Genomic DNA, 20,798 nt, shown 5'->3' with positions numbered 1-20,798 from the left:
TAATCATTCTCCTTTAAAGGGATATTTATTAGTTGTATTATTTACTAGTAAACGATTTTTGATGTTTCATCCAGAATAGAAAATTAGTAACTACAAGATCTAAAAATTTAACTGTTTGCTCATCAATCAGTTCACCCGCAACATTAATTTTTTCATGCACAGCCCCAATATACACTTCATTACCCGGTAAAAGTGGAGATGATAATGAAAATAAAATTTCTCGTAAATGTAACTGTGCTTTTACTGTACCTAGAAATCCAGGAGTAGCACCGATAATCCATGATGGTTTGCCTACCATTACTTTATCTACCCGAGATAACCAGTCAATCGTGTTCCCTAATACACCTGGGATTGTTCCATTATATTCAGGGGTTACCCACAAAACTGCATCAGCTTCAGCAACTTTTCTTTTAAATTCTTTTACTGTAGATGGTGCATTATTTTCTATATCTTGATCATAGAATGGTAGTTCTCGAATACTTAGAATTTCTAGATTGAATTTTTCTTTATATCGTTTTTGCATAAACTGAGTAAGTTTTAAGTTGTAAGAATCCTTACGTATACTTCCTATAATTGCTACTATCTTCATTTGTTTTTCCTCCTAAAATTAGATAATTGGTTAATAATTTTATTATCTGTTAACTGTTAAGTAACTTTTTGGGAACCACCCCCAATCATTGAGTTCTAAAGTTCTAATTTGTAAGATTCCTTTTGACAGAATGTCCAAATTTCAAATAATAAATAGCAGTCATTAGAACAATTAGAATGGCAAGTACAAGGAAAATATTACTGTATATCAATGTAGTACTTGTATTTAAATGAACAGATTGTGTACCGTAATCAAGTACCTTTCCAATTGTGGCTGTCGATACTGCTGCTGAAATGAAGTTGAGCATTGAGTAAAATCCCATCCCAATTCCTGTCTGCTCTTTAGGTAGCGTACGTGAAATTGTGTTCGACATGGCAATTTGCATGAATGATTGCCCCAAAATACCAAAAATAAGGAAAATAGCAATAAATACAGATGACATACCAACAACTGAAGATAAAGATATAAATCCTATAAAGAGAAGTGTTGATGCTGTATAAACTAAAAATGGATTCCCTTTTTCATCAGCTATTTTCCCACCTTTTCTTCCCAAAATTGCGGTTAATAAGGCTGAAGGTAACATAACGATGCCTGTAAAAGCAGGTGACAATTCGTTTACGTTTGATAACAATTGTGGCGTAATATAAGGTGTACCAAATCCTATTGCCGTTACTACGAATGTAATTGCAAGACCTAATGAATACTGTTTATTTCGAAAAATAGCCGGGTTTACAAATGGTTCAGTAGCGTAATAGATACGTATTATGAAGAAAATTAATAAAACTACACCAGCTAACAAAAACCAACCATTACCATTTGTTAATGCGAGTAACAGTGTTGCTACAGTACCTGCCAAAAATACTCCTCCCAAGAAGTCCATTTTTGACTCTTTCCCTTTTTCATGAACTAAATATTTACGATAAAATGGTAATGTAATTAGTGAAAGAAGTGGAATGGCGAATAAAACTTGCCAACTCATTGCACTGGTCACAAATCCAGCTACTATGGGACCAAGTGCAGTTCCCAACGCTAAACCGACTGCTGATGTACCTAATGCTCGCCCTCTCTTCTCAGGTGAAAAATAACGAACTGGCACTATCATTGATAGAGCTGGAATAACAGATGCACCAGCTGCTTGTATAATTCGCGCAACTATAATCATCCAATATTCGGTTGCTATAAAACCGATTAGAGATCCTAAGGATAAAAATATGAGACCAAATGTCAACAAATTCTTCAAACTATATTTATCTGTCATTTTCCCAAAAGTTACTGTACCAATTGCATAAATAATCATATAAGCAGTTATAATCCAACTAGCTTGTGATGGAGAAAGCTGAAATTGCTTACTGATAACTGGTAGTGCAACATTAAACATTGTTGCATTCATTACAGAGATAATAAGAGTAAAAACAAGAACCTGCATTAATAGCTCACCGGTGCTCTTTTTAATTTTTCGGTTGGATTTCATTTTATTTCCTCTTTTCTAAAGGTTATTACTTTACTCCTCACTAAAATTGTTTTAATTATTTATCTTATTGATTCTTTAATTACTTTTATTTATTTAATAGTCAGTCAGTACTGACTGACATTATACGGGTGAAAAAACTAGGGAGTTAAAGCCCTAGTAACAGTTTGAACACTAACAGTAATAAAATTTTCAAGTGACACAGAGGGGAAATTAATCTCTGTTTCTAAGTTGTTTAAAAATGCTCCATAATTCATTGCCATAAACGAAAAAGCCTGAACATCTGGATTTGTTTTAACTATTTTCCCTTTTTCAATCATAACTGAAAAATAATCTGATAAGATTTCAAATAATTGCAAAGGTGGCTTATTTTTTCTTTCTCGGAATCCTGGTAAATTTTCTTCTTCCTTAATACTAATCATAATCATTTTCCGATTTTTATTCATAATTTTATGATAAGTTCGACTGATTAAGAGTAAGTCTGTTTGTAAATCCCAAACAATTTTCTCATTAAAAAGTTTTGTCATTTCTTCCGTATAATGAAACCTTTCAACTGCTGTCTCGAGCAGGTTTTGTTTACACCCAAAATGACGAAACAGTGTTTTTTCGCTCAATCCAGCAGAGGTAGCAATTTCCTGAGTTGTTACACCTTTATAACCTTTTTCTGCAAATAGATCAATTGCTGCCATCAACAATTTATCATTTGTACTTATTTTTTTACTGTTACTCATTGCTATCATCACCCTTTTTTATGTCAGTACTGACTGACATCATATTATCTTAGGTTAATTAAATTGTCAAGGAATTATTCCCAAAAGAAAAATTTGAGGACTAGACTCCCTATATTATTAGAAATAATATTCATTTTGTGATTAATTTCACTTAAACAAACCTGCCTCGTTTCTACCATAAGCAAGCTTTCATTTATTACAGGAATGCTGCCATGTTAGTACCGTAATGCTGTGTCATTAATCATTGAGTTATGACACTACAAATAAAACAAAATATTTTTTATCATATTGTTTAAAAGCAATAAAATCTCTTTTGCTTGCTGCCACGTCTTTTTAGTTCTATTACAGATACGTATACATGGAAAGTAGAAAGATCGTGTCACCTGTTAAGGTAACACGATCTTCAAGAATTTAATTCTAACCATACTTATTTAAAAATTATTATGTCTGAAAGCACACATTCTAACAATTCAATAGAGTTAATTATTATTAATAAATATATCTAAATGTTTCGTCATTATATTTATTTTTTATAACTTCTTCAAATGGTCTCCCCTCATTTTTAGAATTTAACCGCTCATTTAAATCATTAGATTTTATATTATAATGTTTTTTATTCAGAAAACCAGCGGTTCTAATTGTCGGATGGTTTAATATTGGATTTAAATCCCCGTCCAATACATTAGTATTTGCAAACCTAAAGTCAATCAAGTGAGGAAATTCTTCTAAGAAATTTAAATTTTGTAAATCACCGCAGGCATTTAAACATAAAACACGAAGGTTTTTCAAAGAGAATAGTTCCTCATTAGGCGTAAACTTCTTTGATTGATTTATATGTAAATGTTCCAAAGTATCAGTAAAAGCTGATATACCAGAATCACTTTGTAATTTTGTACAGTAATGAAGTTCTAAACGTTTTAACCCTCTAAAATTCTCTATGCTTTTAAAATTCTCTATATTAGCCTTATTCATTTCTAAATAAATAAGATCTTCTGGAATATTGTCTAAGACACCTACATTATTTTTTTTATAATTCCAAAGCGTAAGATACCTAATTTTCCCCAATGCTATTTCTTCAATTTTAACACTACCAAGTTCCCGTTTATTTACCGTTTCGTTGTTTAAATTTATATCTGCATATAGATAATCAGGAACATCATCAAACCAAATTGTATTATTCCTCCAGTAGTCCATTATATCACTCCATCTTTTATAAATTAAAATCAATTCAGAATTAGTATTTACATCATTGTTCATAATAAAAAATATTATAAAATAAAGTAGGGAGCACTCAAAGTCTCCCTACTTTTACTTTATTATTCTTTCATCATACTGCCCAACCATCTGTAAAACCATTATAATAACGACTCGTTATTCAAAAAAACTGTCAATAAGAAAAGCCGCCAAATGACAGCTCTGATCTTTCGCTCAAGCCCCCGTTCGTAATATATGGTTAGCCAGATTTTTCTGGTTGACCATTTTTTTTTTAGTTTTATGATTACGGTAGTCGGGGTAGAACGGCGCCCCCGTGGGAATAAATCCCGTCAGCTAAACTGTTCACCCCCTACTTGTATAAACATGTTTCAGGCTGGTTGGGACAATGAACCCGTTTAACAAGCGAACCTATGATATTACAAGGAGTTTAGGGGTTACCGACTAATATGCTTTTTAAGGAGGAGAAATTAGTATGAATCCAGTGATTGGTCTGGATGTTTCAAAAGGAGAAAGCCATGTTCAAGCATTTTTAGATAAAGGTAAACCATATCGGAAGAGTTTTAGTATTACACATAATCTAGAGGGTTTAGGTAGGTTATTAGATTTTCTTCAAGATGTTGAAAAAGCAGCTTTGGGTACTCAACCTTCGGTTGTATTAGAGTCAACTGGGCATTATCACACCCCAGTTATTCAGTTTTTAGAGGAACAAAAATATGTATATATTCTCGTCAATCCTCTTATTTCACATAGAGCCAAGAGTTCAAGCCTACGCAAAGTTAAAACAGATGCAATCGATGCTTATCATCTTTGTGAACTGTATTATAAGGAAGAACTACAGCCTTACAAGAAGCGAGGAATTCAACTCTTAAACCTTCGAAATCTAACAAGGCAACAAGAGAGTATTGCAGAAATTTCAGCGAAAACAAAAATACAGTTACATTCCTTAATTGATCAGGTATTCCCTGAGTATCGAGGAGTTTTCGGAAGTTTATACTCAAAAGTATCTTTGCTTACTTTACTAGAATTCCCTACTTCTAAGGCGGTATTAAGTGTCAGTGAAAAAGAATTAACTGATAAAATAGCTTCATTATGTAAGAATCGTTCGGTGTCCTGGGCAGAGGAAAAGGCACAAATGTTAATAGAGGCTGCCCTACGTAATCCATTTCAAAACAATCTCTATGAGAGTCATATTTTCAATCTAGAAATTTTAATTAAGATAGTTCTTCAATACCAAGAGCATCTATCCAAGATTGCAGATGAAATAAATGCTCTCGCTAAAGAAATTGAAGAGTATTATATTCTTCAATCTATCCCTGGAATCGGAGAAAAAATCGCTGCCACGATTATATCCGAAATTGGAGAAATAGATCGATTTAATGATGCCAAGAAACTTGTTGCATTCGCTGGGATAGATCCTAGTGTGTACTCATCTGGGAGGTTTACCGCATCGGTGAATCGAATAACGAAACGTGGCTCATGTAGACTTCGCCACGCCTTATATATGGCTGTTCAAAGTGGTATAAGGGATAGTCGTAAAAAGAAGACAACCGACGAGATTATTCCACGCAATCGAAAACTAAGAGAGTTTTATGATAAGAAACGAGAAGAAGGAAAACCCTTTAGGGTAGCCGTTATTGCATGTGTAAACAAGCTCTTACACTGGATCTTTGCCTTATTAAAAAAACGAACAACTTTCCAAGATATAGATTAATAACTATATCTAACTAAATACAACAAAACCTTCCAATTAAAATATAGCGGTAGGTTATTTGGCATGTGCATTTTTAGTATACCACGAGATTATTTATCTTTTTATTGAAAAATGTTGACAAACTATTAGCTGGTTTAGTTTAAGTGCATTTACTCACAATCTTATATATAAATAAGAAGTTCCTCAATTAGGAACTTCCACCCTTAATTTCTTTATAACGTTCTTCTGTCCATTCAAAATTACTTATCGAAAAAGTGTTATAATTATATTCCTTTAATAATTGTTGTGCTTCAATCGTAAAGCTATAACCAACAGCTACCCTTTTCATTTCACTGTCCTGATTTATTCTTTTCAACGCTTTTCTAACATCACTCAATAGAATTGTTTCTTCTGGAAAAATTATTCCTGTAACAATTTCATTAGAGTTAGGAATTATCCCCTTATATATTGGTGAAACCATTTTTTTTATTTGATTGTATGTCTTATTTTTTATAATTAAAGGCTTTGTAATATCACTTCCCCCCCTTATTAACAATTCTTTTTATTCGCTGTTTTACTTCGTAATTCCTTCTCTCACTCTCCTGCCAAGTTTGTGACATTAAAAAGTTCTCTCCATCTACTTCAGGATTACACCCCGTTAGCCTTTATAAGAAACATTGATATTACTCAATTGTTTATTCAGATCCCAATTTGTTGGCTTTTCTTCCTCCCTCAACCATTCCATGCCATTCTGTATCCACTTATTACGATAAGTCTCAAAGGAATATCCTAATTCATCATCATCATAACCTGGGTGAAACCCACAACATCCACAAATTAGGCTTATATCAGGTAACCCATCTTTGTTATACAAAGGACCTCGTAACCTGTCAAAACCACAAACAGAACAAACATAAAATTTTTTCTTTTTAAAAAACATGATCAAACACCTTCTAAATAAATTCATTTATTTAATATATTAACAAATTACTCTTAACCTTATATCACTAATCAGCATGTTTATTCCATAAGCCAAGTTTTCATTTGTTACAGGAATGCTGTCACGTTTGTGCATTCTTAATTTTGAAACAGTTCTTCCTTCTCTTCTCTAGACATTCCAGTGAAAAACTTTTTATGTAGTCTTAGTTCCTTTATTTTTTTGGGAAATACCTTTTCTAACCAAGTTAATGCCACGGGGGTATGTTCAGGAAGTGCATTTACTTTTTCCAGAAACCATTCATATTCACTAATAATATTATCATTGAGTTGATTTATATCTTTCTTTCTAGAAGAGTAATCTAATACCGCTAGCTCATGTGCGGTTATATAACCATCAATTTTCTTAACAACACCAATTTCAGATGGTAACCGATCCTCATTTAAGGAAACAAAGAAATGAATATCTTTCGGTAAACGAAACAGTCCTTTTTTTGTATCTTTATCATTGGCCTTGTAAAGCCAATCCCCTTTATTTGCATAACAATTAAAATCGGAATCATTAATGGATACAACCATCTTCTCGTATTTTTTCATAAGAACCTCCAAGGACAATAATTTTATTAATATTCAACTACTTACCAAAAACTCCTCTTGAACAACCCTCCCTCTTTTCTTCCATAAGCTATTTTTTCATTTAATACAGGAATACTTGCATTATAATTACAGAAGAGAAATAAGAAACAAGGCATTACTCCTCCAAGAAGAAATAATGCCCTATTTGAAATAAGAAGTATTTTAAGTGATTAGGTATTTCTTTTGAAACTCCTTAAACTGTTTTTCGTACTTTTGTAGCTTTTTTATATCTTTAGTTGAATTCAAGAATGGCTTTCTCTTTCCAATAACCATAATGTCTTTTTCATCTGTTGGGACATCCTTCAGTTTAACGTAAGGATGAAAATATTCACATTTAGTTTTAGGTAGCTTAACTGACAGCATTGCAAACTCCTCGGTAGAGAACTGATTCGATAAGTTGAGTTCCATTAAACCCTTTAAATGCGATATAGGCTCTAAAGAATTATCTTTTACTTTTAAGTTTGATAACCCCAAAACTTTAAGGTTCTGAAGCTGCTTGATAGGTTCCAGTGTGTCGATATTTAAAGTTGTCCAAATTCCTCCAGCCAAATTTAATTCTTGTAATAAATAACACGATTCGAGTTGGTCAATATGATTCAATCGTTTAAAATCCTCAATGGAAAGGTGTTTTAAATTAGGATTTTTCGACATATCCCATAATTTATTTGCTTTAGGATTCCAACAAAGATACAACTGTTCTAAGTCTTTAAGCCGTTCTATAGATGATAGATCTTCAACTCGCATTTCATATATGTATAATGTTTTAGGATTGATGGAGTTAATAATTAAGTCAAATTCTTTTTGATTAACAGAATATATCCAAACTATCTCAATCTCAGCGAAGTTACTCAAATACTCAAGATGTTGAGTATTTCCTTTTAATGCAATTTCTTTTGGAGCTTCTATAATGTCTTTCAAGTCCTTAATAAATTTTGGTTGTTTCCCAGTAGGAAATAGTAGCATTTCGATCCCCCATTAAGAAATAAATAATGAGCATTTTTTTGATACTCAACAATAGGCATACGTAGGTTTTAATTTTAGCACAACTCACTTCATTTTCTTCTTAAGCTAACATTCCAGTTTATCCCATAATGAGAGTTTTCACTTGTTACAGGAATGCTGCCCTGATGGTTACATAAGAAAAGGACCTTCCTAGTTAACTAAGGAAAGCCACGGGTAGTTTAATTATGGAAGTTAAATTGCAATCAAAAAATCCAAATCCAAAATAATTTTTCTAACACCTTTGATAGGAAATTTTTTCACCTGTAAGATAGATCATTAGTTGAAAAACAACTGTTGAATCCTTCTTTTTCTCTATCTGAAAGGAAATCCCACTTTTTTGATACTATCCATTCCAATAGTTTTTCGATTTTCTCATCCTGATTTTTGAACTGATTCAGAAATTCAAAGGCTGCTACTAACTCGTCACTATTAATCTTCCGCTTTTTACTTAAAATCGTTCTTACTCGTTTATATACAACATCGATAGCTGTTTCATCCCCATGATCTTTAATAGCTAATAGAGCATAATATTTTACAGATAATGAACGATCGCCTAAGGCCTCCATATAAAGGGGAAGGAATGCAGAACCACCCAATTTATCAATAGCACAAAGAGCAGCACGTCTTACTTCCCCTTTTTCATTTTTAAATAAAGGAAGAATGTCTGGAATAGCTTTAGTAGCACCCATCATACTTAGAGAACCAATGGCATAACAAAGGTCATACTCATCTTTTGAATTCCTTATGACTTTTATTAATGCATCTTCTGCGTCTGAATTTTTACATCTTCCCAATGCGTTAATAGCCGAATGTCTGACTGACCCTCTTACATCAGATACACATTTAATGATTGGATAACAGTCTGGTATAACTTCTTGTTCTTCTATTCTTTCTAGTATCGTATCGAGTGTATATTTATTTGTTTCTATTCCAATTCTTTGTAAAAGAATCTCGACAACTCGCTTATCACCTGTATTCTCTCCAATTTTTCCTAGAATAAAATAGATATTCCTTTTAATTGATTCTTTTTTACTTTTTTCTAACAGGTCACTTAGAAAAGAAATTAAAGTTGTATCTGTCAACGACCTTGCTTTATTGTATGCAATCGAAGATGGAGATCCTTCACTTGTATAAACTCCCTGCATTTCATTATAAATAGTGTCAGATCCATCCATTTCATTGATTATACTCAGCAGTTCTTTCTCATTCACCATCAAAACACCTGCTCACAGTTAGTTTTTAGTTCTATTATATAATGAACTTGCAATAAACTCCCTGTAGTTCTAAAACTTAAAGAGAATTAAATAAAAAAAGCACTAAGCCTTAATTTGATTTAATTAACTAAGATTCTTTCATCTTGAAATAATTGATTTTTATCCAAGCTTATTCAGCTAAACTGCCCTGTTTCTCCCATAAGAGTTTTTTCATTTCTTACAGGAATGCTGCCACGTTAGTACCGTAATGCTGTGTCATTAATCCTTGAGTTATGACACTACAAATAAAACAAAATATTTTTTATCATATTGTTTAGGAGCAATAAAGTCTCTTTTGCTTGCTGCCACGTCTTTTCTATACAGATACGTATACATGGAAAGTAGAAAGATCGTGTCACCTGTTAAGGTAACACGATCTTCAAGAATTTAATTCTAACCATACTTATTTAAAAATTATTATGTCTGAAAGCACACATTCTAACAATTCAATAGAGTTAATTATTATTAATAAATATATCTAAATGTTTCGTCATTATATTTATTTTTTATAACTTCTTCAAATGGTCTCCCCTCATTTTTAGAATTTAACCGCTCATTTAAATCATTAGATTTTATATTATAATGTTTTTTATTCAGAAAACCAGCGGTTCTAATTGTCGGATGGTTTAATATTGGATTTAAATCCCCGTCCAATACATTAGTATTTGCAAACCTAAAGTCAATCAAGTGAGGAAATTCTTCTAAGAAATTTAAATTTTGTAAATCACCGCAGGCATTTAAACATAAAACACGAAGGTTTTTCAAAGAGAATAGTTCCTCATTAGGCGTAAACTTCTTTGATTGATTTATATGTAAATGTTCCAAAGTATCAGTAAAAGCTGATATACCAGAATCATTTTGTAATTTTGTACAGTAATGAAGTTCTAAACGTTTTAACCCTCTAAAATTCTCTATGCTTTTAAAATTCTCTATATTAGACTTATTCATTTCTAAATAAATAAGCTCTTCTGGAACATCGTCTAAGACACCTACATTATTTTTTTTATAATTCCAAAGCGTAAGATACTTAATTTTCCCCAATTCCTTTTCTTCAATTTTAGCACTACCAAGTTCCCGTTTATTTACCGTTTCGTTGTTTAAATCTATATCTGCATATAGATAATCAGGAACATCATCAAACCAAATTGTATTATTCCTCCAGTAGTCCATTATATCACTCCATCTTTTATAAATTAAAATCAATTCAGAATTAGTATTTACATCATCATTGTTCATAATAAAAAACAAAAGTTCATGTCAATCTTATTATCTTTTTCTACGTTTATATAAATTTCTTTTGGAGCGTCTACACTTATCTGGACAAGAATAAAGATAATTCAGGAATGTTGCGACATTTAGTTGACGAATAAAAAGGAGCATTCATCCATGCAGGATGAATGCTCCAAAAAATAACAATCTTCTAATTTTATTGTTCTTTAACTATAAAAAGCTGCCTGTGTTCATTCAGACGTATTTAGTCTATGTTGTCAATTCCATCCTCTATAATAACATCTAAATAATCATTGAAAGATGAATAATCAACTCTAAAAAATGATTCATAAGGATGATAACATACTACTGGACATTCTAGTTGATCATTGGTTTCATTTGTATTTAGACAGTAAATGAACTCATGTGAATCTGAAATTACTACATAACCTTTTTCTAATCCACGTTCTAACCACTCTTCTGTATGGACAATTATTGTTGTTTCATCCGGAGGCTCATATCCAAATACAGTTTGGCCAAATAACTCAGCATACCCGAAATTGTTTAAAAATTCTTTATAACTTTTTGGTAGACGTACATCTAGTATATTCTCAAGCATTTCTATTTTTTCAGTACTAATACCATTACCAACCTCTGCGTAGTATTTCAAATTTGAGATGGTTTTATTTCTCATTAAACCCCTACTCTTTTTAAGATAGTTACAAACATTTTATATTTTACCACTTAAGAACATATTCCGCTATTAGCCAAGGAAAACATATGACCTCTCTTATTTTTTTCCTGAAAATCCAGTAATCATAGGAATTATTAGACATATAGCCACTTACTTTAAACTTTGTGATACTACTCACTTAAACTATACTCCCTCAATAAACAAACACTTATCTCTTAAATACGCAGTTTTTCTCCATATTACTACCTAACTTGTTTAACTTTACAGATTTAGTTATAGAGAAAAGAACACAATCAAGCTGTTTACGAAAAAAATGAGCACAAGAAACCAGCCAACCTTCGGTTTATTTCAAAAAGTTGGATAAATTGGTATGTACGCACCAATGGATGTCCACATCTCTTACGGGGGTCTACCCTCCCAAGTCTCACAGAGTCTACGCTCCTACATTCCTTCGTTCAACCTTTCCATAAGGTGGATGTCGGTCATGCTGCCCTACAGGATCATGTCCTTACGTTAGTTCCGTTGCCGACTAATCCCATGCTGATTTTGTCTGTTCATCTGTTCAAATCTATTTGTTAAAAGTTTAGTTTAATAGAGATTAAGCTGCTACTGGTTCTTGGATAAATGCATGCATATGAGGGATGTCCTTCAACATCTTCTCCTCTTGAAACACAAACTGTTTCTTACCAATAGAGAAGAGTATACGGATGAGCTTATTACACAAAGCAATTAAAGACTGCATCTTTTTCAACGGATTGTCAGGTCTCGTTGTGTAGTAATGATGTAAGGCTTTAAAGGCTTTGTTCTTGGCTACTAGAATCATAGATGCCCGGAATAACAATGCTCGTAATTTCTTTCGACCACGTTTAGTTATTCTGGTCCTCCCTTTATGCTTACCTGATGTATTTTCTTTTAAGCTGAGTCCTGCCAGTTTGGTTATCTGACGGGGATGATTGTATTCACTCAAATCGCCTACCTCAGCGAAGAAACCCGCCACTGTATCGCGCCCAATTCCTGTTATCTCTAACATTTGATCAACGCCTGGAATATCTTGAAGCAGAGTATCCAGAGTTTGATCAAGCTCTTCGAACTTGGCTTGAATGAGTTCATACTTTTGGATTAAGGTTCTTAATTCCATTTTAGCCATCATGGCACCCTGTCGGATGCCAATCGAGCGATTGGCTACTTCTTTTAAGGCTTGAATCTTCTTAATCCCTATACTACGTTTCACTGCTTGCCTAAGGTATTCAAGTAATTCTTCTTCTGTATATCTAACCAATTCTTCCGGTAATGCTTCAAGCTTTAATAAATGAAGAGCTGCCTTCCCTTCCCAACTTTTAAAAACGGTAAAAAACTCTGGAAAGTATCGATCAATCCAGTTGTGTACCTGTCCCTGCACAATTTGTAAGTCTACATTTAATAAATCGCGTAATTTTTTAGCCACACGCAGTTCCGCGAAAACTCCTTGTGGTATCGTTGGTTCGGCGTATCTACCATCTTTGACTAGTTGTGCAATGACTTTTGCGTCTTTTACATCGTTTTTAGTTGGAGAGTTATCGTCTAGCTCCTTACTGTGCTTGACGTGTAAAGGATTGACCGTGACGAACTTAATCTGTTCCTCCTTTAGAATATGAGCTAAATTAAGCCAATAATGGCCTGTAGGCTCCATTCCAGTAATGACAGACTCCATTTCGCATGACTCTTTTATTTGATTAACCCAATCAATAAATGTCTTAAATCCTTCTTGGGTATTATCAAAAAAGCAAGTAGTACCTAGTTCTATTCCACGATAATCCTGCGCTCTAGCTACATGATGATGTTTGGCAATATCAATACCTATTACTAAAGTTTTAGGTGTGATTTGAGCTATTTTATGATTTTGGTTATAATTCATAGTGAGACCTCCGAGTAGATATTTTGTCCCTTTTAGCTGGCCAGCTGAGGACACATTTATCTTATCAAGAGGTCTTTTTTCTTTCAAATCGCATTTTCACTTATTACAGGAATGCTGCCCTGTTTGTGACACAAGAAGGCTTCTCTTCAGTTATTACAGGAATGCTGCCATGTTAGTGACGAAGCAAAAAAATAATAATAAACGTTTAAAGTTTTTTAAATTCAGGAGTTTGCATTAGTTTTTGGAAAAAAATATTTTTTTGATTTCTATACTCATCCATCTCTTTTCCTTCAAACTCTCTCTTTAAGTTATCATATTCGATTCTATAAGCTTCATTTTGTAATAAAACATCCCTGAATTTCCAAAAGAAATCATATTCAGAGCCAATTACAGTTAATTGAATTCCTAAAGGAGGAATGGTCGAATCCTTTTTAAAAGCTCTAAAAAATTCCGTTTTTACACTACCGTTGTTACTTTCATACAAGGATGATAGTATCTGAACTGCCCCTGAGAAATGTTGAGGAGATACACGTACTTGTATATCCAAATCTCCTTTGGTCAAACTTTTAGGTATAGCAGTGCTTCCAACGTGCTGAACATCAGCCTCTGGAAGATATTCTTTAATGATTTTTTTATGAACTAGTAAAGTTTTCTCTACATCTGAACTAAAAAGACTGCTTTCAAAAAATTCAACTCGTTCCATAGTCCCCTCCCCATACTTTAAATACTTTAACGAACAACTCATTACTAAATAGAATATTGTAAAGAAATTACTTTATTTTTATTTTGAACGCAAGCGTTTGATATCATAATATTTCTCATTGGAATATTATCAACTTGAGTCATTCCTAAATAATATTTTGCTTTAAAATCATTTTTTAATCTGTATAATCCTATTGAATGTAAGTTCTTACCCATCCCTGTCCCTATAAAATTCGGATGAATGCCTATCCAAAAAATGCGACCTTCTTTATCTGTATTCGGTTCTATATGAGAAAAAACTACACCAACTGGTTCATTATTTACTATGTAAACTGTATACATTTTCTCTGCTTGCGTTGAAAGTTCCGTCCTCATTCCTACCAAAAATTCCTCAGCATCAATAAAATTTTTACCCATTACTTCAGATAAAAAGGAGATAGAGTTATGTTCAGTAATAGACCAAACCTCAAATTTTGGTACCAAATTATCTAGTGGGGTTGTAAAAGATCTCGTATATATAACCCTTTCACCAACAATTTTCATTTTAGTTCTAGTAATATTCAAGCTATCTAATAATGTTTTAGGACACTCAAATTTTACTTTTTTCAGTTTACTGCTTTTTAGTTGGTTTAAAAACTTGTTTATTAGCATATCTATTTCTGAAGCTTGAGTAATGTTATTCTCCAGAATTTCTAAAATGATTAAACGATCACTTTTAATGTAATGAACACCGACACTTTGTAACTGCTGGAGTAGTTTATCCATTTTTTCTCACTCCCTAAACAATGTTACTGTTTCTTTTGTAAGTTATTTAAAATGCATACCCTGATGCTTAGAATCAAAGTAAGTTGATATACAGTACCTCTTTTATAAAAAGGAAAGTTCCGTTTTTTCAAGATTTATATTAATATTTTCAATCCAATTAAGAGTAGAAACCCATAATCCTCCCACATTATTTTTCAAACTATGGACATCCGTATTTAAAGATAGTAAGCCACGTATTTTCTGTTCAAATTCTTCAGGCAAACATTCCAACTCAAAACTTTCTTTATACATTGCCCTACTTGATAAATATCTGTGCTTATTTTTTAAACCAACGGACATTACCGCCCAATATGCAACTTGTCTTGATTCATGCGCAGCAAGTATAGAATCTGTATCCTTTAATGCAAAAACCTTATAAACATGTTCATACATATCAGTAAGTGCATCTTTAATCAAGATGTTAAAGTCCGCTTGCTCTTCTGCTTCTTTCGCGGTATTCCTTATTTCTTCATAGAGATTTGTTGAATCATATAAAACTTTACTTGTAAAAAGAGAATCACTTTTTACTGGCCACTCATAATCAATACTCTTTGCTTTCGATTTCATTTTTTCTAGAGTACTAAAACTAATGCCAACAAACATACCTTTGTAAAAAAAAGCTTCCCAACTGCTCTCTCGCCCATTTATTACTACTCTTAATTCTAAGTCGGATTCAGGTCCATCCATTCCCTTTGCGGTAGATCCTTCTATCGCAACAGAGAGAAGGTTTTTCTTATATTTATTTAGTAACTCATTAAGTATTTCATATGCAACTTCAAATCTTTCTTCAGTAGAGAACTTATTAGGCTGCCAAGTCATTTTTTACAACTCCCAATCGCATATTGACGGATATCATGCCATTAGGATTCAACAAAACCATTGAATTTCCTCCTAATTTTTTCAAAACCTTCTTCCACTAAACTGCCATGTTCCTTCCATTGTTGCGTATATATTCATGTTATTTAACAAAGCATAATTAAAAAACCTAGGAGATAACCAACCATGTTCAGACGACAAAGGCTAACAGAAATTATATTGATTACCGTTATTGGGGCAATAGTCTCCATTTTAAACACTCTATGGCTAAGATCTTCGCTTTTAAAAGAGATAGAAAAAATCGCAAAGATAAATGAACTTAATATATTGAGAAAATCAGGAAAAGTGACGGACATAGCCACCAAGCAGAGTAATTAATAATTAAAACAAAAAACCCTTAACTACCTAATTTAACCTTTAGTTAAGGGTTTTTTGTTTTAACACTAAACTGTCCCGTTAATGGTAGTTTTTAAATCTCTCATTAAGAAGTTGAGAGTTTGAACGGGATGAGGCTATCTATAATTATTCATTGGAATTCTGATTATAAGGTTTTTGAGATATAATTATTATATATGAACTAGTAAAGGTGGTTTTCTAATGAGTATTTCAACAAATATTGTTGTACAAAAAATAACTACAGAAATAATAGACAAAAAATCCAGTTTAGCAGTACAACGATACACCACAGATTTGAATCATTATTCAATGGAAGTTGATAAGGAACTCAAAAAGTGGAGAGAAAACCTAATTGATATTTTTGCAAAATCTATCTCAGATGATTTAGAAATGACCTATCAACATTTAACACATTGGGGTAATGAAGGCATAAAATTGTTAATAAAATTAAATTTACCACTAGATGTAGGTATAGAGGAAGTTAGATTCTATCGTAATGAAATTGGAGAAATGATAAAAAATGAAGCTATCCAAAATCATATGTCTCTTTCTGAGTTCTACAAAATAATTTCTAATTTTGATTCGGTTGTTGATCGAGCTGTACATTTACTAAGTTTATCCTATTCTGAAAATTATCTTTCCCGAATAAAGGCAGCTGAAATAACAGCAATGGAGTTATCTATACCGGTCATTCAAATTACAGAAAATATAGGTGTTCTACCATTAATAGGAGATATTGATACCCAGAGGGCTCAGGAACTTATGGAGAAGGCTTTAGAATCTGTTTCTAAGTTAGGGTTATCTCATGTTTTTATTGATTTATCAGGGGTTCCTATAATTGATACAATGGTAGCAAATCATCTATTTAGAGTAATAGATGATTTAAATTTAGTAGGTGTAAAAACAATACTTTCGGGAATACGTCCAGAAATCGCCCAAACGATGATACAATTAGGGATTAAAACGCAGGATCTAACTACATTTTCAAGTTTGCATAAAGCAATAAAGTATATCAATATCAATCCATAATATTTAGTATAGAAGAATTAATGAAGTTAAAATTAGTCTCCCATAAACTAATCTAAGTCTGAAGTAGTTTGATTCAGACTTTTTTTATTTAAGATGCTTAAATTTGTCATACATACTGACCTAATCAGTAAGCTTATTCCTACTTAATATTCATATCTTAATAATCGGGATTATGTTATCCTTGAATTACTCCAAAATAATATTACATACAGCTATTCATCACTTTCTGTATAAATCAAATATTATTTTTTTGAATACCATTTAGGATGATGCCATATTGTATTCGGTCAGAAAGTAATATATAGAAGCAGAATCCACTTTGTTTTTTTTGACTATGAAAACGGCTTGTTAGAAGTCCAAAATCCAATAACTAAAGCGATAATCTTAATTAAATATGAGGATATAATTATTCGAATAAAATAATGCCGTCTTTGACGGTTTTTTTATTGGCCCCTTATAGGAATTAATGAAACTAACCTACCCCAAGCTCTGGAAAGTCTAGAAATTTTGAATTAAAGTATCCAGAGAAAGAGTAAAAGAACGAGTTATCATATATGGTTCTTTTAACTATCATTACGAGAAACTTTGTGAACAAATGAACTTAAACTATACTGCCACGTTAGTAAAAAAGAAAATGGAGCTGCCGCATAACGGGTTCTCTTTTCGCAGGGAAAGTTAAAATAATTAGTTGTTTCAACTTTCAAAATCCTTAATAAAATCAGATAAAAAAGGACTTGTTAAACCAGTCCTTTTTAAGATACATATTCTAAAAATTCATTTAATGAGGAATACATTACTTCTGGTTCCCAATCTCCTTCACCGTGTATTGCAGTCAATACAGGATAGTTTTTATTTTTTATATCAATAAAAATTGGGTCTCCTACAAGTTCATCGTATCCAATAACATACCAATTTTCTTTCCAATCACCCTCGTTATCCCCTGTTAAAGAATTGCCATCTTCGTCCATTCTATATCCTAACTGCCCTTCTTCAAATTCTTCTATTGAAAATAAGTGAATAGATATAGATTCAATTTCAGGGTCATCTACTTCAATCTCAACATCATAACTTTCAAGTTCCTCAATTTTACTTAAAATTATTTCTATATCTTCATTTAACAAATTAATCCCTCCAGTGAGATGTGGTCTTTATCTAAGGTAGATTATACCATTAAACTTTAAACCCTTTTTCAAATTTTTAAACTGCCACAATTTTAACTATTGAATTTGCATTCTTTTAACAAAGACGGAATGTCTAGGTCAAACTTGTATTCATCTCCTTCTTTAACTCAACTGCCATTATTGTTACATAAGCAAGATTTCTTTATTACAGGAATGCTGCGCCGCTTGTGACACAAAATATTTTAAAGGTGCTACTCAAAAAGGAAATATCTTCCTCGTTAAAGTGAAACCTCGATTATGTACCAGATTACAAAAGAAACTTGATCAATATCTACAATAATTAAAGGAGACCCTATTTAATCGGATAAAAATTTTAATCATAGTCAACTAATATAGGATCAATAGAAATAAAATGTGGCATCCAACAATCCGAATTTTCAGTACCAATTTCATGATTATTTATACAAACTCTGTTTATCCCGTCTAAACCATCGTATCCACAGCAGCCATTTAGTCTACTTGAATCAGTATGATATTCAGAGTTGATTAAATCTTTCAAGTTCATTATAATTTGACCCTTATAATTTATATCTTGTTCGCCATTTTCAATAATGAAAAATCCTTCGGGTATGTAATCAGCTTGATCTTTGTTATTTAATGCAGATACATTTTTTAATTCTGTTATTTCTTTAGAAATGACAATTTTACATTTTTGACAAATTAGCCTCATTTAATATATCTCCCTTAAAACACTAATAGTAATTATAATACTCCTTTCTTAATTAATAATCTTCAACTAAACTGCCATGTTTCTGCCATAAGCCAGTTTTTCATTTATTACAGGAATGCTGCCCTGTTTGTGACACAATAAGGTTTTTTTCTTATACACAGAAAAATACTCCCATGATTGTGTTATAAACAATAACCCTTTTATAGCTTACACTGATATTGCCAAGTTTGTACCAGATCCATACAATAGTTGAAAAATAGCATAATCAATCAGCTAAAAACTCATCAATATATTCTTTCAATTCTTCCTTGATATCTTCAAAAGTCTCATCAATTAATTCACCGATAACTTTGCTACCAGGAACTTTTTTTGAAGTTGCCATTCCCAATAAATAACGTTCGCATTCCCAAATTCTAATGATATGTATATCTATTAGTTCCTCATTTTCATCAGCAATTCCTAATGAAATTGTGGAGCTGTACCCAGGCATAAAGGGGTCATTTCCCTCTATATCGAATCCAGCATCAAACTCTAAATTCTTCATTGCAAAAACAGATTTATATTCGTCTAACAAACTTTCGATATAGTCTTTTAGTATTAATTCGGTGTTTTTAATCTTATCTCTTAGTTCTCCGGTAAATTCCGTTTGTTTATATTTCATATAGAAATCACTTCTCTTTAAATAGGATAACTTAGATATTCGTACAATAATTTTAAAATCCTTCTTGGGCTAACAAGCACAAAACTTGGTTAATGCTTAAGTTATAATAAGGATTCTGACCAGATTGTTGTATAAAAAAGAACCCTCCATTATTTAAGGAAGGACCTGTTAGCTTATGAACTTTTAAATTAAATATCACAATTCTTCAAATCAATTTCATACTCTTTAGGAATATAATTTAACAATTTTAATGTACTATTGATTCTATTATCATCAGTGAATACCGTTAACCCAACTTCTTCTATATCAATTAAGGTTATTACCTTGTCCCAATTAAGATCAGGGAATTCTATTGGATGATTCCAATTCACACTTGGACATAACTCACCCAATAGTAAACTCTCACCTTTTATCATAAACGAACGGAAACCATTAGAAGCAAACCCCTCACAATGTCTCGTTGTTAGTTTTAATTGAGCAGCAGACTCTACTTTAAGAATCATCCATTCATTTTTTTTATTACATAAGTAATCAGTATGTAATTCCTTCACCTTTTCTATATCTTCATCATCCATTAACTCAGTTGATAATACAAAGAATAAAGGAAACTCAAAAGTATTTTTTATAAAATTATTTGAAAAACCTTCAAAATCTCTAAAATTTACTCCAAGACTTAAAACTGTGAGATTCCTCTTTTTAAACTTAATTGAGTTAATAATGCTTATATCGCTATTTTGAATAAAAACCGACATTATGTTCACTTCCTACTATTAATGTTAGTTAAGGTTATGCCTAAAGCTATTTAAACAGAATACTAACTAGTTATAAATAATAATCATTTATGGAACACTCCGTTCTTGATCAATTATCTGTTTTAAAATTCAGTAAGTACAAGGCTATTTTAATTTTAATTCTTCTTCAACAAACCTGCCCCGTTTGTGACACAAGAAGGATTCTCTTCACTTATTACAGGAATGCTGCCACGTTTGTGACATAAGCAAGTTTTGGAATGTTGCCATTATTGTGACATATTTAGTTGTTTCAGTTATTGAGAATTGGTAACTACTTTCCTTTATTTTTTAGGAATAATTAGGAAAACATACATCCCTACTCGCTCCAACAGGTGCCTTCTACTATTCCCCTATCTTTAATCTTTCTCAATACCGGTTCGGTGTAAATTTCATCGATATTTTTCCATACTCTCAATTGGCCAAGACTGTTA

21 protein-coding genes are annotated in these 20,798 nt (G+C 32.1%); 2 read left to right on the top strand and 19 right to left on the bottom strand.

The genetic code is table 11. The annotated features are described in order from the left end of the window. Positions 1-37: 37 nt before the first annotated feature. From L8T27_RS25770 to L8T27_RS25755, 4 genes are all read right to left on the bottom strand, one after another. Positions 38-589 carry an NADPH-dependent FMN reductase gene (locus tag L8T27_RS25770; RefSeq protein ID WP_237943955.1) on the bottom strand — a complete coding sequence of 184 codons (552 nt, stop codon included), beginning with the start codon at positions 587-589 and terminating at the stop codon, positions 38-40. Between the two features lie 103 nt (positions 590-692). Beyond that, a complete protein-coding gene (locus L8T27_RS25765; protein ID WP_237943953.1) occupies positions 693-2,060 on the bottom strand; it encodes an MFS transporter in 1,368 nt (455 codons plus the stop codon). Between the two features lie 137 nt (positions 2,061-2,197). Further along, a complete protein-coding gene (locus tag L8T27_RS25760) occupies positions 2,198-2,788 on the bottom strand; it encodes a TetR/AcrR family transcriptional regulator (RefSeq protein WP_237943951.1) in 591 nt (196 codons plus the stop codon). A 489-nt stretch (positions 2,789-3,277) separates the two neighbouring features. Then, positions 3,278-3,982 (bottom strand): hypothetical protein, encoded by a 705-nt coding sequence (locus L8T27_RS25755; RefSeq protein ID WP_237943949.1) that lies wholly within the window; start codon positions 3,980-3,982, stop codon positions 3,278-3,280. 493 nt (positions 3,983-4,475) lie between these two features. Between L8T27_RS25755 and L8T27_RS25750 the strand changes: the two genes are divergently transcribed. Beyond that, on the top strand, positions 4,476-5,714 hold the full coding sequence (locus tag L8T27_RS25750) for an IS110 family RNA-guided transposase (protein ID WP_237943046.1): 1,239 nt from the start codon (positions 4,476-4,478) through the stop codon (positions 5,712-5,714). A gap of 187 nt (positions 5,715-5,901) precedes the next feature. On the opposite strand, the gene L8T27_RS25745 is transcribed toward L8T27_RS25750, so the two are convergent. The 11 genes from L8T27_RS25745 to L8T27_RS25695 all read right to left on the bottom strand — a co-directional run bounded on the left by L8T27_RS25745 (position 5,902) and on the right by L8T27_RS25695 (position 15,642). Continuing rightward, positions 5,902-6,249, bottom strand: a complete 348-nt coding sequence (locus L8T27_RS25745) for a hypothetical protein (protein WP_237943947.1) — start codon at positions 6,247-6,249, stop codon at positions 5,902-5,904. Between the two features lie 102 nt (positions 6,250-6,351). Next, complete coding sequence (locus tag L8T27_RS25740; protein ID WP_127743155.1) at positions 6,352-6,633, bottom strand: hypothetical protein; 282 nt, start codon at positions 6,631-6,633, stop codon at positions 6,352-6,354. 137 nt (positions 6,634-6,770) lie between these two features. After that, positions 6,771-7,226 carry a hypothetical protein gene (locus L8T27_RS25735; protein WP_237943945.1) on the bottom strand — a complete coding sequence of 152 codons (456 nt, stop codon included), beginning with the start codon at positions 7,224-7,226 and terminating at the stop codon, positions 6,771-6,773. A gap of 201 nt (positions 7,227-7,427) precedes the next feature. Beyond that, positions 7,428-8,228 (bottom strand): leucine-rich repeat domain-containing protein, encoded by an 801-nt coding sequence (locus L8T27_RS25730; RefSeq protein ID WP_237943943.1) that lies wholly within the window; start codon positions 8,226-8,228, stop codon positions 7,428-7,430. Positions 8,229-8,524: 296 nt separating this feature from the next. After that, positions 8,525-9,481, bottom strand: coding sequence for a HEAT repeat domain-containing protein (locus L8T27_RS25725; RefSeq protein WP_237943941.1), 957 nt, complete (start codon positions 9,479-9,481; stop codon positions 8,525-8,527). A gap of 504 nt (positions 9,482-9,985) precedes the next feature. Further along, a complete protein-coding gene (locus L8T27_RS25720) occupies positions 9,986-10,690 on the bottom strand; it encodes a leucine-rich repeat domain-containing protein (RefSeq protein WP_248574486.1) in 705 nt (234 codons plus the stop codon). Positions 10,691-10,994: 304 nt separating this feature from the next. Then, positions 10,995-11,423: an SMI1/KNR4 family protein gene (locus tag L8T27_RS25715; RefSeq protein WP_237943937.1), complete on the bottom strand. Its 429-nt coding sequence runs from the start codon at positions 11,421-11,423 to the stop codon at positions 10,995-10,997. Positions 11,424-12,021: 598 nt separating this feature from the next. Beyond that, positions 12,022-13,317 carry an IS110 family RNA-guided transposase gene (locus L8T27_RS25710; protein WP_237944207.1) on the bottom strand — a complete coding sequence of 432 codons (1,296 nt, stop codon included), beginning with the start codon at positions 13,315-13,317 and terminating at the stop codon, positions 12,022-12,024. Positions 13,318-13,522: 205 nt separating this feature from the next. Beyond that, complete coding sequence (locus tag L8T27_RS25705) at positions 13,523-14,020, bottom strand: GrpB family protein (protein ID WP_237943935.1); 498 nt, start codon at positions 14,018-14,020, stop codon at positions 13,523-13,525. A 44-nt stretch (positions 14,021-14,064) separates the two neighbouring features. Continuing rightward, positions 14,065-14,784, bottom strand: a complete 720-nt coding sequence (locus L8T27_RS25700; protein WP_237943934.1) for a GNAT family N-acetyltransferase — start codon at positions 14,782-14,784, stop codon at positions 14,065-14,067. Between the two features lie 102 nt (positions 14,785-14,886). Then, complete coding sequence (locus tag L8T27_RS25695) at positions 14,887-15,642, bottom strand: kanamycin nucleotidyltransferase C-terminal domain-containing protein (RefSeq protein ID WP_237943932.1); 756 nt, start codon at positions 15,640-15,642, stop codon at positions 14,887-14,889. 594 nt (positions 15,643-16,236) lie between these two features. Between L8T27_RS25695 and L8T27_RS25690 the strand changes: the two genes are divergently transcribed. Then, on the top strand, positions 16,237-17,064 hold the full coding sequence (locus L8T27_RS25690) for an STAS domain-containing protein (protein WP_237943931.1): 828 nt from the start codon (positions 16,237-16,239) through the stop codon (positions 17,062-17,064). 752 nt (positions 17,065-17,816) lie between these two features. Here the strand turns inward: L8T27_RS25690 and L8T27_RS25685 are convergent. The 4 genes from L8T27_RS25685 to L8T27_RS25670 all read right to left on the bottom strand — a co-directional run bounded on the left by L8T27_RS25685 (position 17,817) and on the right by L8T27_RS25670 (position 20,328). Next, positions 17,817-18,185, bottom strand: coding sequence for an SMI1/KNR4 family protein (locus tag L8T27_RS25685; RefSeq protein WP_237943929.1), 369 nt, complete (start codon positions 18,183-18,185; stop codon positions 17,817-17,819). A gap of 373 nt (positions 18,186-18,558) precedes the next feature. Continuing rightward, positions 18,559-18,915 carry a hypothetical protein gene (locus L8T27_RS25680; RefSeq protein ID WP_237943927.1) on the bottom strand — a complete coding sequence of 119 codons (357 nt, stop codon included), beginning with the start codon at positions 18,913-18,915 and terminating at the stop codon, positions 18,559-18,561. Positions 18,916-19,180: 265 nt separating this feature from the next. Beyond that, on the bottom strand, positions 19,181-19,576 hold the full coding sequence (locus L8T27_RS25675; RefSeq protein WP_237943925.1) for a hypothetical protein: 396 nt from the start codon (positions 19,574-19,576) through the stop codon (positions 19,181-19,183). Positions 19,577-19,764: 188 nt separating this feature from the next. Next, positions 19,765-20,328, bottom strand: coding sequence for a hypothetical protein (locus tag L8T27_RS25670; protein WP_237943586.1), 564 nt, complete (start codon positions 20,326-20,328; stop codon positions 19,765-19,767). Positions 20,329-20,798 lie beyond the last annotated feature (470 nt).

It is taken from the genome of Niallia sp. Man26, assembly GCF_022049065.2.
Taxonomy (GTDB): Bacteria; Bacillota; Bacilli; order Bacillales; family Cytobacillaceae; genus Niallia.
The sequence above is the reverse complement of the archived record's forward strand: the minus strand, read 5'-3'. Positions and strand labels throughout refer to the sequence as shown.

Excerpts from the sequence above, each read along its gene's own strand:
- L8T27_RS25770 (WP_237943955.1), bottom strand. The coding sequence starts at position 589 with ATGAAGATAGTAGCAATTATAGGAAGTATACGTAAGGATTCTTACAAC.
- L8T27_RS25765 (WP_237943953.1), bottom strand. The coding sequence starts at position 2,060 with ATGAAATCCAACCGAAAAATTAAAAAGAGCACCGGTGAGCTATTAATG.
- L8T27_RS25760 (WP_237943951.1), bottom strand. The coding sequence starts at position 2,788 with ATGAGTAACAGTAAAAAAATAAGTACAAATGATAAATTGTTGATGGCA.
- L8T27_RS25755 (WP_237943949.1), bottom strand. The coding sequence starts at position 3,982 with ATGGACTACTGGAGGAATAATACAATTTGGTTTGATGATGTTCCTGAT.
- L8T27_RS25750 (WP_237943046.1), top strand. The coding sequence starts at position 4,476 with ATGAATCCAGTGATTGGTCTGGATGTTTCAAAAGGAGAAAGCCATGTT.
- L8T27_RS25740 (WP_127743155.1), bottom strand. The coding sequence starts at position 6,633 with ATGTTTTTTAAAAAGAAAAAATTTTATGTTTGTTCTGTTTGTGGTTTT.
- L8T27_RS25735 (WP_237943945.1), bottom strand. The coding sequence starts at position 7,226 with ATGAAAAAATACGAGAAGATGGTTGTATCCATTAATGATTCCGATTTT.
- L8T27_RS25730 (WP_237943943.1), bottom strand. The coding sequence starts at position 8,228 with ATGCTACTATTTCCTACTGGGAAACAACCAAAATTTATTAAGGACTTG.
- L8T27_RS25725 (WP_237943941.1), bottom strand. The coding sequence starts at position 9,481 with ATGGTGAATGAGAAAGAACTGCTGAGTATAATCAATGAAATGGATGGA.
- L8T27_RS25720 (WP_248574486.1), bottom strand. The coding sequence starts at position 10,690 with ATGGACTACTGGAGGAATAATACAATTTGGTTTGATGATGTTCCTGAT.
- L8T27_RS25715 (WP_237943937.1), bottom strand. The coding sequence starts at position 11,423 with ATGAGAAATAAAACCATCTCAAATTTGAAATACTACGCAGAGGTTGGT.
- L8T27_RS25710 (WP_237944207.1), bottom strand. The coding sequence starts at position 13,317 with ATGAATTATAACCAAAATCATAAAATAGCTCAAATCACACCTAAAACT.
- L8T27_RS25705 (WP_237943935.1), bottom strand. The coding sequence starts at position 14,020 with ATGGAACGAGTTGAATTTTTTGAAAGCAGTCTTTTTAGTTCAGATGTA.
- L8T27_RS25700 (WP_237943934.1), bottom strand. The coding sequence starts at position 14,784 with ATGGATAAACTACTCCAGCAGTTACAAAGTGTCGGTGTTCATTACATT.
- L8T27_RS25695 (WP_237943932.1), bottom strand. The coding sequence starts at position 15,642 with ATGACTTGGCAGCCTAATAAGTTCTCTACTGAAGAAAGATTTGAAGTT.
- L8T27_RS25690 (WP_237943931.1), top strand. The coding sequence starts at position 16,237 with ATGAGTATTTCAACAAATATTGTTGTACAAAAAATAACTACAGAAATA.
- L8T27_RS25680 (WP_237943927.1), bottom strand. The coding sequence starts at position 18,915 with ATGAGGCTAATTTGTCAAAAATGTAAAATTGTCATTTCTAAAGAAATA.
- L8T27_RS25675 (WP_237943925.1), bottom strand. The coding sequence starts at position 19,576 with ATGAAATATAAACAAACGGAATTTACCGGAGAACTAAGAGATAAGATT.
- L8T27_RS25670 (WP_237943586.1), bottom strand. The coding sequence starts at position 20,328 with ATGTCGGTTTTTATTCAAAATAGCGATATAAGCATTATTAACTCAATT.